8 protein-coding genes are annotated in these 15,400 nt (G+C 63.6%); all 8 read right to left on the bottom strand.

From position 1 onward, the window contains the following. Positions 1 to 3: 3 nt before the first annotated feature. The 8 genes from JKL48_RS18915 to JKL48_RS18875 all read right to left on the bottom strand — a co-directional run bounded on the left by JKL48_RS18915 (position 4) and on the right by JKL48_RS18875 (position 15,173). Positions 4 to 3,462, bottom strand: a complete 3,459-nt coding sequence (locus JKL48_RS18915) for a glycosyl hydrolase (RefSeq protein WP_201985993.1) — start codon at positions 3,460 to 3,462, stop codon at positions 4 to 6. A gap of 158 nt (positions 3,463 to 3,620) precedes the next feature. Further along, positions 3,621 to 4,925 carry an L-fucose:H+ symporter permease gene (fucP, locus tag JKL48_RS18910; protein WP_201985992.1) on the bottom strand — a complete coding sequence of 435 codons (1,305 nt, stop codon included), beginning with the start codon at positions 4,923 to 4,925 and terminating at the stop codon, positions 3,621 to 3,623. A 32-nt stretch (positions 4,926 to 4,957) separates the two neighbouring features. Beyond that, the gene (locus JKL48_RS18905; protein WP_201985991.1) at positions 4,958 to 5,401 is read right to left on the bottom strand and encodes a MaoC family dehydratase; all 444 of its coding nucleotides are present in this window, start codon (positions 5,399 to 5,401) and stop codon (positions 4,958 to 4,960) included. Between the two features lie 167 nt (positions 5,402 to 5,568). Further along, positions 5,569 to 6,642: a Gfo/Idh/MocA family protein gene (locus JKL48_RS18900; protein WP_201985990.1), complete on the bottom strand. Its 1,074-nt coding sequence runs from the start codon at positions 6,640 to 6,642 to the stop codon at positions 5,569 to 5,571. Further along, positions 6,635 to 7,873 carry an ABC transporter substrate-binding protein gene (locus tag JKL48_RS18895; protein ID WP_201985989.1) on the bottom strand — a complete coding sequence of 413 codons (1,239 nt, stop codon included), beginning with the start codon at positions 7,871 to 7,873 and terminating at the stop codon, positions 6,635 to 6,637. Before JKL48_RS18895 ends, JKL48_RS18900 begins: the two co-directional genes overlap by 8 nt. After that, complete coding sequence (locus tag JKL48_RS23265) at positions 7,866 to 10,373, bottom strand: CaiB/BaiF CoA transferase family protein (RefSeq protein ID WP_236668911.1); 2,508 nt, start codon at positions 10,371 to 10,373, stop codon at positions 7,866 to 7,868. The genes JKL48_RS18895 and JKL48_RS23265 overlap by 8 nt, the downstream gene beginning before the upstream one ends. 204 nt (positions 10,374 to 10,577) lie before the next feature. After that, on the bottom strand, positions 10,578 to 11,738 hold the full coding sequence (locus tag JKL48_RS18880; RefSeq protein WP_201985988.1) for an ABC transporter substrate-binding protein: 1,161 nt from the start codon (positions 11,736 to 11,738) through the stop codon (positions 10,578 to 10,580). A 183-nt stretch (positions 11,739 to 11,921) separates the two neighbouring features. Further along, positions 11,922 to 15,173 carry a glycoside hydrolase family 2 TIM barrel-domain containing protein gene (locus JKL48_RS18875; protein WP_317191970.1) on the bottom strand — a complete coding sequence of 1,084 codons (3,252 nt, stop codon included), beginning with the start codon at positions 15,171 to 15,173 and terminating at the stop codon, positions 11,922 to 11,924. Positions 15,174 to 15,400: the final 227 nt, after the last annotated feature.

Here is a 15,400-nt window from a genome sequence, read left to right as displayed (position 1 = left end):
TCATCAGTTTTGGATGGGAATGGTGGGGTTGCCGCCGATGCCAAGCATCACCGGCCCGAGCAGCCCGGCTGGCAGCAGCGGCTTGCCCGTGGCCGGGGAGGGCGCGGGCGTCCACGTCTGGCGCTGGGCGGCGGGCAGGGCCTGGTCGCCAATGAGGCGGTTGGCCCAGGTGTTGGTGACGCGAATGCTGAGTTGGTTGGCGCCTTTTTTCACGGCCTCGCTGATGTCGAGGCGGTAGGGAGCCGTCCAGGCAATGCCGATGGGCTGGCCGTTGAGCTGCACTTCGGCGAGGTTGGCGACTTGTCCTAAGTCGAGGAAAACGCGTTGCTGCGGGCCTTTCGCGGGCTTCCACTTGAAGGACTGGCGGTATTCGGCGGTGCCGGAATAATGGCTGATTTTAGCGTCAGCGTTTTTGCTCCAATCGGTCAGTTGGGAGAAGAGGACGGGCTCGGCCGGCCCGCCTGCCTTCGTATCGAAACGGACTTGCCACGCGCCGGTAAGCGTTTGCACGGGCTGTACCTCTCGCCAGTTGGGGCCGGCGTGGGCGCTGGGCTGCGCGGCCGGCGCCCGAAATACCACGAAAACGGAGCCGTTGCGGTCCAGGCGAAGCGGTAGCAGGGTGCGGCCGTTTTCGAGCTTCCAATCGGTAGCCGGGCGGGTTTCGCCCGTCACCGCATCCCATAGCTCCGGCTGCCGCCCGGCCACGCGCAGCGATAAGTCGATGGTGCGGGCCGTATCGAGTTGGTTGGAAATGAAGTAGATGTCGACCTCCGGTGCGGCGCGGTGCGTCCAGGCGATACTGCGGGCGCGCTGGCCACTGGGTATGGTAGCAACTACGTCGGGCGCAAGCCCCAACGATGCGAAAGATGCACGGTTGTAAGGGCTATGCATGACGTAGCCTTTCCATTCGGGGCGAGGATGAAAGTCAAGCGTATCAGGTAACCCCGATACACCTTGTTGAACCGCTAAATCAGCGCCTGGGTAACCAGTAAGCGAAGGTGAGTGGGTAGGCTGGCGATTTAGTAACAAAACAGCCCCGTCTTGCACCAGCTCCCGCAGTCGCTGCGCTACTTCTGGCGACATAGCGCTGCTGTCGGGGCTCATTTTCAATGCCCCCGGCACCACCAGCAGGCCGTAGCTGGCCCCGCCCGGCAGCACGATGCGGCCGTTTTCGACCTTCGCCAGCCGCAGCAGCGCGTCTTTGTTGAATGAATCGTACTGGTAGCCGTGCAGTGGGTCTACCAGCATGTCGGCGGTTTCCATGTTGGCCGAGGCGGATACTTTTTCCGGCTGCTCGCGCATGGGCAGGCCCGCGTTGGCGAGGCGCTTTTGCTCGGCGGCCACGGCTTGCGGGCCGAAAATGCCGGGCAGGTCATTCACCAAATGATTGGGCAGAATAGCCCGGCGCGGCGTTTCCTCGCCCGTGAACACGGCCACGTCCACTACCGGGCGACCAAGCTGCAGCAGCGCCTGGCAGCGGCGGGCGTAGTCGACCCAGGCGCGGCCGGGTTTCCACCAGGTTTGGTCGCGCTGGAAGAAGAGGCCGATGCCGCTCAGCGTCATACCCGGCTTGCGGTCGAGCCAGGGGTTGTGCACGAACACGTGGTACACCAGGCGGTTGGCGCCCAGCGCGTAGTTGCGGTCCTGCAAGGCTTTGAGCATGCCGGGGTGCTCGTCCCAGGCCAGTTTTAGCTCCGTGAAGGCTTCAGCCTGCACGATGTTTTTGCCGTAGATGTGCGCGCCGGAAATGGCGTCGAGCATGTCGTTTGGCTTGTCGTGGGTAGGGCTGCGCAGCCAGAATTCGCCCATCGGCACGTCGGCGTGCTGGTAGTGCAGCAGGCCGTCGCTCACCATGGTGGGCGCGATGGCCTCGGCCGAAAATGTGCAGCCTTTGGCGTGCGCCAGGTCGCGCAACGTTACGTAGAACTTGTCGTTCACCAGCTCCGCAATGGTCTGGCGCACATCAGCAAGCACCCGCTCTGACTGGTCGGCGCTGGCCAGCGGCACGCCGGCCATCACGGGCAGCCAGGGCAGCAGGTCGTAGCCGCGCCGCGCCTTAAACTCGGCCGGAAAGTTGGCCGACCAGTTTTGTGAGCCGCACTCCCAACTATCGACGTGAAAGACCTTGAGCACCCGCGCCGCCAGCTCCGGCCCGCCCTGCCGCACGGCCTCACCAAACCACTTATCAAACTGGAGGCTGACGGCGACGGGGTTGAACTTGTCGCATTCCAGCCCGCGCCCGCCGCCGCCGGTGGTATTGATTTGGCCGGTGCTGGTATGGCCCATGCGCAGGATGGTCCAGCGGCCGGGCGGCGCGGTCCAGGTCAGGCGGCCGGTGGCGTCGAACTGGTCGGTGAGGTTGATGACTTTGCCCAACGGCACGCATTGCGCGTCGGGTAGTTGGGCGGGCGTGGTGCGCTGGCTTACGCGCCACACGTCGCCGTTTTTGCCCTCGAACTGGTGAATGCGCGCCGCGCCCGAGAGCTGGATTTCCGACACCTTCAGCGACTGCTTCCACTTGGCCGCGTCGAGGTCTTCGGCGCCCGGCTCCGAGCCGGCGGGGTCGTAGGCGAAGCGGAAAAACCGGGCCGTGGTGGCGGGCAGCGCGTGGGTCACGGCGCTGCTGTCCTGCCAGCCGCTGCGGGGCGGGTGCAGGCGCGTGAGGGGCCGGAAGCTGCGGCCGTCATCGCTCACGGATACCAGCAGGCGGTTGGCCTGGTAGTTATAGCCGTTGGAGCGAATGCGCAGGCTGCGGCAGGTAAACGGCTGGTCGAAGGCGTACTGAATCCAGCCCGTTTCGCTGGTTTTGAAGCCCTTTTTGTTGCCGGGCGTGGCCAATAGCTCCAGGTTTTCGCCGGTGAGGCTGCTGGTAATAACCGGCTTAACAGTAGCCGTTGAAGCGCCGCTGCCCGTGGGCGTAGGGTAGGCGTACACGGCAATGTCGCGGTAATAGCCCTGCACCCGGGGCGGCTGGGGCAGCATCAGACTCAGCTTTTGGCCACCCGTCACCTGCGTTTGGGCCGATACGACGTGCTGCATCGACAGCTCCGGCGTAATCCACGGCCCGCCGGCCAGCGCAAAGCCGTCGCTGACGTGCATGGCCAGCTTCAAGCCCAGCCGGTCGGCTTCCTGCATGGAGTGCTTCACCATGGCCCACCACTGCGGCGAGAGCTGCCGGGCCGGCGGCGAGATGGCCGGTGGGTTTTCTACGTCCTTAATCGGCATCAGGTACGCCCCGCCGATGCCGGCTTCCTTCATGGCCTCCAGGTCGGCGGTGAGGCCGGCCGGGGTCACGGCTCCGTTCATCCAGTACCAGAACACCCAGGGCCGGGCCGCCTCAGGTGGGTTTTTGAAGGCGGCTTCCAAATCGGGCGCTTGCTGGGCACGCACCGGGGCTGGCAGCAGGCCGAGCGTCGGCAGCGCGAGCAGCAGGAGCGCCTTGAGGAGCAAGCGGGTTTTCATAGGGTGGTTATTGAGCTTTAATATTAACCGTCATGCTGAGCGGAGCGCAGTCGAAGCATCTCTACCGGAGAAGTAATTTTTGCCGTCTGCAACGAAGCAGTAGAGATGCTTCGACTGGGCTCCGCTCAGCATGACGTTCTGGTTTGTGAAATCGAAGCCTACACCAGTCGTCCCTTCACCCGGTAGCCGTACATTCCAAACAACAGAATCACTAGGTAGCAGACCATTGGGACGAGGTAGCCAATCTGGATATTATCGCCGCGCAGGTCGATGAGGGTGCCCATGAGGGGAGGCATGATGGCGCCGCCCACGATGGACATCACCAGCCACGACGAGCCGGGCTTGGTGTCGTCGCCGAGGCCGGCAATGCCCAGCGCGAAGATGGTGGGGAACATAATGCTCATGAAAAAGCCCAGGCCGCCCAGGGCATAGATGACGTAGGCGCCATCGCCGAACACGGCCACCGCGCACAGCGCCATGGCGACCACGGCATAAATCGAGAGCAGCCGCTGCGAGGCGATGTACTTCAGCAAGGCCGTGCCAATGAAGCGCCCCACCATGAAGAGCAGCCCGTACACGGCCAGGTAGTAGCCGGCCGTTTTCTCATCAACGCCTGCCCCCTGCTTGGCCATCCGGATGAAGAAGCTCGTGACGCACACCTGCGCCCCCACGTAGAAAAACTGCGCCACCACGGCCCAGGTGAGGTGCCGGTGCCGGAGCACCGCGAAGAAGCCCCCGCCTTCCGACGGCTCGGCTTCGGCGGCCCGCACCTCGGGCAGCTTGCTGAAAAAGAACAGCACCGCCACGGCCACCAGCACGCAGCCCAGCACAATGTAGGGCAGCTTCACGGCCGCGGCTTCGTGGTTGAGGTAGGTGGTGCGGACGGCCTCGGACATGGCGGCCAGCTGGGCCTTCGTGTATTCTTTGCCCGACAAAATCAGGTTGGCCCCGATGATAGGCGCCACGAACACGGCCAGCCCGTTGAATGAGGCCGCCAGGTTCAGCCGGCTCGTCGCCGACTCGGGCGGGCCGAGCACGGCGGCGTAGGGGTTAGCAGCGGTTTCGAGCGTGGTCAGCCCGCAGCCGATGATGAACAGCGCCGTCAGGAACAGGCCGTAGGAGCGGGCATCGGCGGCGGGCACGAACAGGAAGGCCCCGCCCGCAAACGCCAGCAAGCCCAGAATGATGGTGACTTTGTAGCCCAGCCGCTTGAGCAGAATTCCCGCCGGAATGGCCATCAGGAAGTAAGCCAGAAACACGGCCGTATCCACTAAGGTAGACTGCCGGTTGTTGAGCTGGCAGGCTTTCTGGAGGTGCGGAATCAGAATGGAGTCCAGGCTGTGCGCCATGCCCCAAAGAAAAAATACGCCCACCACCAGGCTGAACGGCAGCAGATATGTGCGTGCACTAACGGGGCCGCCAGTGGCAACCGGTGGCGGAATAGAAGCAGGAGCAAGGGCCATGGGGTGGGATTTTAGAGAGTTGAGTCAGGGAGTTAGGCGCGCAATTTCACCACCAGCAAATGGTCGCAGGCCAGCACCACTTCGCCGTGTTCGTTGATGACTTCCACGTGCTCGGTCACGGTGCCGTAGCCGGGGTTTTTGTGGCCGGCTTTCTCCGAAATCGTGACTTCCGAATGGATGGTGCTGCCGATGAAAACGGGCTTGATAAACCGCAGCCGGTCGTAGCCTTTGGAGAAAGCTTCGGGGTTGATTTCAGAGGCGGTGAGGCCGATGCCGATGCTGAAAATCATGGTGCCGTGCGCGATGCGCTGGCCGAAGGGCTGGGTTTTGCACCACTCCGCGTCGAGGTGATGGGGGAAGAAGTCGCCGGTGTGCCCGGCGTGGACCACAAAGTCGGTTTCGGTGATGGTGCGGCCGAGGGTGACGCGCTTCTCGCCGAGTTGGTAGTCTTCGAAAAAGGTGGATTTGAAGTACATATTTCTAGTTGTTCTAACGTAGCGCCTCACCCCCCCGGCCCCCTCTCCGAAAAGGAGAGGGGATACCAGAACGGCACAAAGGCGGGTGATTCTATGTGTGTTAAAAGGTTGTTGTAATCGGCAGGCACCCCCTCTCCTTTTCGGAGAGGGGGCCGGGGGGTGAGGCGCTACGTTAGGGCATTACCGTCGCTTGATGCGTAAGCCGCTTCTACCACGGCCATCGTTTTTATCACGTCTTCCACGCTGGTTGGCAGCACGTCGGTTTCCCCGTTTTTGAAGCGCATCAGGTTGCCCATCGTGCCCATGAAAGCATCCGGAAACCACGAGCCTTCCAGCGCCACCGTGTGCCAGGCCGGCGCTTCGCCCTCGCGCAGCAGGCAGTACTCGAACTTGTCGGGCACGCCGTGGGGGTAGTTCATCAGCAAGCCCATGCGGGCTTTGATGGCGCCTTTCGTGCCTTCCCATTTAATGAAGCTCTCCTGGTTTTCGGGGCCGAAGGAGTGGTCGTGGTTGGTGTTGATGACGGCGTGCATCGTGTCGCCGTAGTCAAACAGAATGGTGGAGCGCGACGACGACAGCGCCTTGGCCGGGTGCTTCAGCGTCTTGGCCAGCACGCGGTGCGGCTCACCCAGGAAGCTGCGAATCAGGTCGATGTAGTGGATGCTGTGGTACTGGATTTCGAGGCGCGGGTGCACCATCACGTGCGGGAAAAGCTCCCAGGGCGTTTCCAGCGTCACGCGCACTTCCATATCGTACAGCTCGCCGATGAGGCCCTGGCGCAACATCTCGCGGGCGGCTGCCACGTAGGGCGCGAAGCGTAGCTGGCAGTTGATGGCGGCCACCAGGTTTTTGCGGCGGCACACTTCCAGAATTTCCTGGCTCTGCCAGAAGTAGTCGCCCATCGGCTTCTGAATCAGCACGCCGGCGCCGTCGGGCAGCTGCTCCAGCGTTTCCACGAACTGCTCGGGCATGATGGTGATGTCGTACACAGCGTCGGCGGGCGCGTGGGCCACGGCCTCGGCCACCGAGTCGTACACGTGCGGGATTCCCCAGGCGTCGGCCAGCTTTTCGGCCCGGGCCCGGGTGCGGTTGGTGATGCCGACCACCTCAAAACCGGCCTTGCGGTAGGCCGGCAAATGCGCGTCATGCACAATGCCGCCCGCCCCGATGATGACGATGGGCAGCGGCCGCCGGGGCAGCACGGGTAGGTAGGGAATCTCGGTGTTTTCCAGCTTAAACATGGTCGAGCGCGTTAATTTTTTGTTGGCCGGCGGCAAGCAGCTCGGCCACGGGCACATCGGTATTAATGGCCTGCAGCACCACCTCGTCGATGACGCCAGCAATCAGGGCCCAATTGGCTTTGGGCGGCAGGCTTTGGGCCTGCTGGTGCAGCATTTCGAGCTTGTGGTAGTAGGGCACGAGGGCGTTGATTTCGGCGTCGTGCCAGGTGGAGAGGCGGCAGCCGATGCCGCCTTCCAAGGTCAGGAGCTTATCGTTTTCGGGGCGGGTGGCGAAGCGCAGAAACTCGTAGGCCACGGCCTTGTGCCGGCTGCCCGCCCCGATGGCGTAGAGCCAGTACACGTTTAGTGAAGCCGACTGCCCGCCCGCGCCGTGCGGAATGCGCGCAATGTCGACCCAGCCGCGCACCGGGCAGGCGGCATCCACGTCGCACACGGCCGCGAAGCCGAACCAGTTGACCATCAGGGCCGCTTCGCCCCGCGCAAAGGCCTGGCCGGCCGCCACCGACTCGTACTGCATGGTCTGCGGGTGCCCGGCCGCCTGGTCGCGCAGCAACTGGCGGTAGAACGCGAGGCCCTCAGCCGCCGCCGCGCTGTCGATGCGGACGAGGCCCTGGGCATCGACCAGCTGGCCGCCGCTCGTCCAGAGGTGCAGGCAGAAATCGAACACCGTGTTATGGCCGTCGGGGAAGCCGGCGGCCACGAAGCCGAACAGGTTGTCGGCGGGCCGCTGGAAGAAGCGCGCCACCTTCTGGAAGTCCTCCCAGGTTTCGGGTACCTCCAACGGGCTGCCGTGTAGCTCCCGAAACCGGGCTTGCTCCTGCGGGCTCTCAAACAGGTCTTTGCGATAAATCAGGCACTCCGGTCCGTCGTGAAACGGCAGGCCCATCACGGCATCGCCAACCTGCTGCATGCCCAGCAGCGAGGGGCTCCAACCAATGGGGAAATCCATTGGGGGATTCTGCCGGATGTAGGGCGTCAGGTCTTCGAGGGCGCCGGTGCTGGCGGCTTCGGGCAGCCAGTCGGTGTTGATGTGGGCCACGTCCCAGGTGCCGTTTTGCAGGCCCTTATCGGTGAGCAGGCTGGCGTAGAGCTGGTGCAAATCCATCGGCACCATTTCAACGGCCAGCTCGCAGCCGGTTTCCTCACAGAAGCTGGCCCACAGCTTCGCCATGGCACTTTCAAACGGGCCAAACTGGCGCACGGCAATCCGAAACGGGGGCAGCTCAGGCATTATGGCGAGTGGGTTGAAGGTCAATGATTTCGCGCAGCAGGGCCGCGTTGTCCTGGCCCAGCTGCGGGGAGCCTTTGGAGGAGGTCAGCAGCTTGCCATCGAGGCGGATTGGGCAGCGGGTGGTGCGGTAGGCGTAGCCGTCGGCCATCGTCACTTCCTGCACCATATTCAGCGCCGCGAAGCCCTCGTGCGCCAGCAATTTATCCCAGGTCAGCACGTTGGCGCACCAGATGTCGGCGGGCTCCAGGATGGACAGCCAGGCTTCGGTCGTGCCGGTTTTCAGATGCTTGGCCAGGGTGGCTTTTATGGCGTCGCGCTGGGTGAAAGCCTGGGCAGGTTCGGGGTAGTTCAGCAGTGCGGGGCAGTTCAGCAGCTGGCCCAGCTTCGGAATCGAGCCCATCGCCAGCGCCAGGAACCCGTTGCTGGTCTGGTAGATGCCGTAGGGCGCGCCGAGGTAGGCGTGGGCGTTGTTGTGCCGGGTGCGCTCGGGCAGCGCGCCGCCGTCGTTGAAGAAAGTGGTGAGGGTTTCGAACTGAAAATCGAACGCCGATTCCAGCATGCTCACCTGCACCAGCCCGCCCGCGCCGCTGCGGCCGCGCCGTACCAGGCAGGCCAGCACCCCTTGGGCGAGGTGCGCGCCGGCCAGCATGTCCACGATGGACAGGCCCATGGGCACGGGGCCGGCGTCGGCGTTGCCGCTCAGCCAGGTCAGGCCCGATACCGATTGCAGCAGCAGGTCCTGGCCGGGCTTGTCGCGCCAGGGGCCTTCGGGGCCGTAGCCGGATACTTCGCCGTATACCACGTTGGGGTTCTGGGCTTTCACGCGGGCGTAGTCGAAGCCAAGGCGCTCCATCACACCGGGGCGGTAGTTGTGCATCACCACATCGGCGCGGCGCACCAGCTCCCACACCTGCGCGCGGTCGGCGGCGTTTTTGAGGTCGGCCGCGAAGCTTTCCTTGTTGCGGTTGATGGCGTGAAACACCGACGACTCGCCGTTCATGATAACGTTCGAGGTGTAGAGGTGCCGGCAGATGTCGCCCGTTTCGGGCCGCTCAATCTTGATGACGCGCGCGCCCAGGTCGGCCAGCCGCAGCGCCGCCGAAGGGCCGGAGAGGAACTGACTGAAATCGACTACCAGCAGGTTTTCCAGCGGTCTGCCTAACGAAACCTCACCCCCTGACCCCCTCTCCAAAAGAGAGGGGGCACCGGTTTTGCGAGGACGGGTCACCTCATCACCCCGGCCCCCCTCTCCCGCGGAGAGGAGGGAGCCTGACGATTCTCGTTCGGGCATATCCGGTGCCCCCTCTCTTTTGGAGAGGGGGTCAGGGGGTGAGGTTGACGCGGGGGCCGAACCCAGCCCAAATTCCGCATTAATACCCGCCGTATCCTGGCCCGGCCGGGGCGCGGCTTTGGCCGAATACAGCTTCTCGCCATCAATCCGAATCGGGCAGCGTGTGGTAGCTAATTGCTGGCCATCCGTCAAATTCACAAGCTGTTGCATGCCAAGTGCTTGATAACCAGGGCTGGCGGTGGCTTGCTGGTAGTTCAGCACCTCGGCGCACCAGATGCCCAGCGGCTCCAGCTGCTGCAGCCAGGCGGCGGTGGGCTGTTCGCGGAGGGCGGCCGCGAGGCGGGCGGCAATGTCGTCGCGGCCGTCGAACCAGGAGCCGGCGGTGGGGTAGTCGGCCAGGATGCCCGTTTCCAGGGTGGCGTCGAGCTTATCCAGATTGCCCATGGCGAGGGCTAGGTGGCCGTCCTGGGTTTGGTAGATGCCGTAGGGCGCGCTGAGGTAGGCGTGGGCGGTGCCGCGGGCCGCGCCGCGCTGGGGCAGCTGGCCGCCGTCGTTCAGGTGGGTGGTCAGCAGCTCAAACTGCATGTCGAGCACCGATTCGAGCAGGCTTACTTCGACCAGCACGCTCTGGCCGGTTTCGCCGCGCTTGAGCACGGCCGCCAGCAGCCCCTGCGCGAAATGGGAGCCGCAAATGATGTCGGCCACGGCGATGCCGAAGGGCGTCGGCCCGTCGTCCTTCGTGCCCGACAAATACGTGAGGCCCGACATGGATTGAATCAGCAAATCCTGCCCCGGCTTGGCGGCCCAGGGGCCGGTGGGGCCGTAGCCCGTCACCACGCCGTACACGATGCGCGGGTTGAGGGCCCGCACAGCGTCGTAGTCGAGGCCGATTTTCTCCATGATGCCCGGTCGGAAGTTGTGGGTCATGATGTCGGCCCGGGCTAGCAGCTGCTTCACTTTCGCCAAATCGTCCGGGTTTTTTAGGTCGGCGGCGTAAGACTCCTTGTTGCGGTTGATGGTATGAAAAACCAGGCTGCTGCCTTCCACAAACAGGTTTTTAATGGCAATCTGCCGGCCGGCCTCGCCGGTGTCTGGCCGCTCAATTTTGATGACGCGCGCGCCGAGGTCGGCCAGCCGCAGGCCCGCCGAGGGAGCGGCCAGAAACTGGCTGAACTCGATAACTAGGAGGCCGGATAGGGGGAGGGACATGGGTATTGGAAAGCTGTTATTCTGGTTTTTAGAACGTCATGCTGAGCGCAGTCGAAGCATCTCTACCGCTTCGCCTGACGCGGGGAACCTCACCTCCAGCCCCGGTTCGCTTGAAGCGCGAAGCCAAAAGAGAGGGGAGCCTGACGAAGCGGTAGAGATGCTTCGACTGCGCTCAGCATGACGTGCTTTTAGGCGGCTCATTCCTCACGCCATCGTTCTGGATTTCACATACAAATCGTTCAGCTCGCGCAGTAGCGTCCGCTCATCGCCGCCGTTCATCAGGTACTGGCGGACGGGCTCGCCGGCGTGGTCCTGGAAGAACATGTGGCCGTGGTAGCGTGGGCGCAGGAATGCCCGCTGCAAGGCCGGGAGCGTGGCGGTGAAGTAGTTGCTAGACTGCGCGTTCACGTGCTCATCCTGCCAGGCGGAGAGATGGCCCGGCTGGCCGCCGTTGTCGAAATACAGGGTTTGCTGGCAGGCGGGCGAGGCCACGAATTCGGCGTAGCGCACGGCGGTTTCGACTTCGGCGCACTCGGCCGAAATGGCGAGGCCGGTGCCGCCCAGGGTGCTGCGCAGGCGCAGGCCGCCCGGCGTGAGGCTTACCATGTCGTGGAAGTGCAGCGGGCGGCGGGCGTAGCCGCGCCGGGCGTAGTTGGAGTAGCCGTAGGCGAAGGGGCAGTAGGCCAGCGCGTCGGTCTGCGTCATGGCCTCGTAGGTCTGGATGGGGTTGCGGTGGAAGCAGGCCGGGGCTACTTTGCTGGCCAGCTCGCGGAAAAGCTGGAGCGCCTGGATGCCCACGGCTTCGCTCACCACCTCGTCCTCGCGCTGGCAGGGGTCTTCGCCCAGCGAGCAGCAGTACATGTAGAAGCTCATCAGCGTGTCGATGGGGATGAGCGAGAAGGCTACGAGGCCGCGGTCGGCCAGGGCCAGTAGGTCGGCAAAGGTTTCGGGGAGGGTGAGGCCGTGCTGAGCCAGCAGGTCGGGGCGGCTGGCGGCAACGGGCGTGGCGGCATCGATGGGCAGGGCCCACTGGTGGCCGTTGAAGGAGTAGCTCTCGAAGGAATGGCCCACGGTGTTGGCCTGCTGGTCGGCCAGGAAACTGGCCGGCAGGTACTCATCCAAAGGCAAAATGGAGCCGGTGCGCGCCGCGAAGCCGGCCCACGGATGGTCAATCACCAGCAAATCGAACCGCTCGGCCAGCTGCTGAATCGACTCATCAGCAAACTGTTGCAACGAGCGTTTTTCCCAAGTGATGTTCACGGTGGGGTTTAATTCCGAAAAGCGCTGGGCGGTAGCGGCCATCGGCACGAAGCCGCGGCTGTGGTTCCAGGTGATGCCTTTGAGGTGGATGGGTTCGGTGGGCATTTTATTGATATTTCTGAATTTATAATCGTCATGCTGAGCGAAGCGCAGCGTGGTCGAAGCATCTCTACCGCTTCGCCTGACGGGTCACCTCACCCCCGGCCCCTCTCCCGCGGAGAGGGGTGCCGAACGAAGCGGTAGAGATGCTTCGACTGCGCTTCGGCTTCGTTCAGCATGACGTGCTTTTTACTGGGCATTGCGTTTGGGTTGGCTGTCAAATCGAACGCTCCGCGCCAGCGCCGCCGCGTCCTTTTTTCCGCTCACGGGTAATAGGTAGAAGCTGTAACTATAAGGCTTCGAAGGCAGCTGGTACTTGTCGATGGGGGCGGCCTGGGCGTCCCAACTGGTGTTGCCGCCGACGCCCATCTGGGCGAGGTCGATGTTGAGGGTGATGAAGCCGGCGGCTTTGAGCTTGTTGGTGTGGCGGGCCGTCTGAATGTTCTGCTCGGTGTAGGGCCAGGCGCTCATGCTCAGCAGGCTGTCGGCTACGACAAGCAGGCCGGCGTTTTGCTTATCCGCGAGCTGCATCCAGCGCACGTCGGTGCGGTTGGCGTACTCCATGGGCACCACGTATGAATCGGCAAACTCGCTGAGCGGCTGAGTGTAAATGCCCACGTCGAAGCCGTAGCGGCGGTCGATGTAGTTTTCCAGCGGCCCGCGGCCGTAGTAGCTGATGCGGGTATCGGCCTGCCGAATGCCCATTTGCATGCCCACCCGCGGGATGTTGGGCAGGCCGGCGGCGGGTGTGAGAGCGTAGGCCACGTGCAGGGTGCCGTCGCCGTTCAGGGTGTAGGTCACGCGCACGGTGGTTTTGTCCTCGATGAGCGAGTAGGTACTCGTGAGGCTGGGCCGGCCGGGCTGCGACTTATCCAGCGTCAGGCTTTGGAGCTTGGGCGTGGCCGTAAACCACTCCTTTAGCTTCTTGTCGGCCTTCCAGCCGCGGCGGTCGTTGTCGGTGAGGGGGCGGGTAAAATGGGGCAGGAGCGGAGCGGCCAGCTGCTCGGTGCCCTGGTTGCGGTAGGAGGTGAGCGCGCCGGTGGCTTTGGCAATACTCACCTGAAAGTCCTTGCCGCTGAGCACGTAAGCCGTGGCGTCGTCACGCACGACCACGGCCGGGTAGGCTTTGGCCACTTTCGGCGCTTCAGCCAAGCCGGTAAGGGCAAACTGGTTGCTGGCTACTTCGTGGCCCTGCGCGGCCCAGGCCGTGGCCTGCGGCAGGGTGAAGGAAATGGTGGCCAGATACTCCGCGCCCGCCTTCATGTTGGGCAGGTAGGGCTTGAGCGAAATAACCGTGTCGCGCCCGGCGGCCAGCCGCAGGCGCGGCAGGAGCTTGGTCGAAATAACGCGGCCGTCCTCGCGCACCACCAGCGTTGCGGCGTAGTCGGCCAGCGACTTGCCGGCGTGGCGGTTTTCTACCTTCAGCAGGCCCCGGCCGGCATCGGTGAGCGTGCATTCGGCGGGCTGGTACACGCGCTTGCACTCGTAAATGGCCGCGTGCGGCCGTCCATCCGAGGCCACGATGCCCTTGATGGTGAAGTCATCGTAATACTTCTCCTGAAAGTCGCCGCCGTAGGCGTAAAACGCAGTGCCCGTGGAGTCTTTCTTCAATAGGCCCTGGTCCTTAAACTCCCAGATGCAGCCGCCGATAACGCGCCTGGTGGCCCGCCAGCCGTCCCAGAATTCCTTCATGTTGCCGGTGGCGTTGCCCATGGAGTGGGCGTATTCGCAGAAGAAAATGGGGCGGTTGTCGCCGTTTGGCTGGTTGGCCAACAGCTCGCCCGTGAACAGGCCGGGGTACATACGGCTCACCATGTCCACGTAGGCCTGGTCGCGGGGCGTCTGGATGCGGTAGGCGTGGTTTTTGGGGTAGTTGGGGTCGTTGGGGTCGATGTAGCCTTCCACGTGCGGGTCGCCCATGGCGGGCTCGTAGTGGATGGGCCGGGTGATGTCGAAATCGTGCAGCCAGGCGGCCATCGCGGCGTGGTTGGGCCCGCGGCCGCTCTCGTTGCCGAGGCTCCAGAAGATGATGCTGGGGTGGTTTTTGTCGCGCAGGGCCATGCGCATGCTACGCTCCTGGTAGGCGGCCGTCCAGGCCGGGTCGTTGCTCAATTTCGAGCCCAGGCCGTGGGTTTCAAGGTTGGCTTCGTCGATGACGAGGATGCCGTACTCGTCGCAGAGCTCGTAGAAGTACGGGTCGTTCGGGTAGTGGCTGGTGCGGATGCAATTGAAATTGAACTGTTTGAGCGTGCGCACGTCCTGTCGGATGTCGTCGCGGCTCACGGCCATGCCCTTGGTGGGGTGGTGGTCGTGGCGGTTCACGCCGTAGAGGTAGGTGAGCTTGCCGTTGATGAGCATCTTGCCGTTGTCCTTCGAAAACTCGATGCTGCGGAAGCCCACGCGGCAGCTTTTGGCTTCCAGCACCGCGCCGGTTTTGTCGGTCAGGGTGAGCACCAGCGTGTAGAGGTTGGGGGCCTCGTCGCTCCACTTCAGCGGGTTGCGGATGGTGGTTTCGAGCAGGCCGAATTTGGCGTTGTCGAGGCGCGGATAGGGCTCGTTGATGATGCTTTCGGCGGTGCGCTGCAAAGGCTTCTCCAGCACCGGCGCGCCCGTTTTGTCGAAAAGCTGCGCTTTCACCTGGTAGCCGGAAATGTCGTTGTTGCCGGTCAGGTTTTCGAGGCGCGGGCGGATGCTTAGCACGGCGTCCCGGTACTGCTTATCGAGCTTGGCCTGCCAGTGGAAGTCGGCAATGCGCAGCTTGGGCTCGGCCAGCAGTAGCACCTCGCGGAAGATGCCGCTCAGCCGCCAGTGGTCCTGGTCTTCGAGGTAGCTGCCGTCCGACCAGCGCATTACCTGCACCGATACCACGTTTTCGCCCGCCTGCACATACGGCGTCACGTTGAACTCCGAGGGCAGGCAGCTGTCCTCGCCGTACCCCAGAAACTTCCCGTTCACCCACACCTTAAACGCCGAACTGACGCCGCCAAAATGCAGCGTCACGTTCTGATTCTGCCAGCCCGCCGGCACCGTAAATGTGCGCTGGTACGAGCCCACGCCGTTGTAATCCTGCGGCACAAAGGGCGGGTTTACGGGCCGGAACGGGTACTTGGCGCTCTTGTAAATGGGCAGGTCGTAGCCGTTCATCTCCCAGTTCGACGGCACGGCCAGCTGCTTCCAGCCGCTCACGCGGCTCTTGTAGAAATCCCTGGGCGCGTCGGCGGGCTTTATCGCAAAGTTGAAATCCCACAAGCCGTTGAGTGACAGAAGCCGCGGGGTCTTGTCGCGGTCGCCGAGCAAAGCGTCTTTCTCGGTGGGGAAGGAATAGGCCGTGGCGCGGGATTTGTCGCGGTTTAGCTCCGTGATTTGGGGGATTTCCCAGGCGTCGCCTTCGGGACCGGCGTAGATTTTGGGTGGGTTGGAGACGCCGGGGAAGAAGTACACGCTGGCTTCTTGGGCGCTTGCTGCGAAGGGTAACAGGAGTAGCAGGATGGCCCAGACGTGGCGCCTCACCCCCCGGCCCCCTCTCCGAAAAGGAGAGGGGGAGCCACGGCGGCTTCTGCCAGTTAGAGAAAATTGAAGAGGAAAACTGCTCATTTGAAAGTCATATCAATTCTGTAATCGTCAGGCTCCCCTTCTCCTTTTCGGAGAGGGGGCCGGCCCCATAGGGG

It is taken from the genome of Hymenobacter rubidus (genome assembly GCF_016734815.1).
Lineage (GTDB): Bacteria > Bacteroidota > Bacteroidia > Cytophagales > Hymenobacteraceae > Hymenobacter > Hymenobacter rubidus.
The sequence above is the reverse complement of the archived record's forward strand: the minus strand, read 5'-3'. Positions and strand labels throughout refer to the sequence as shown.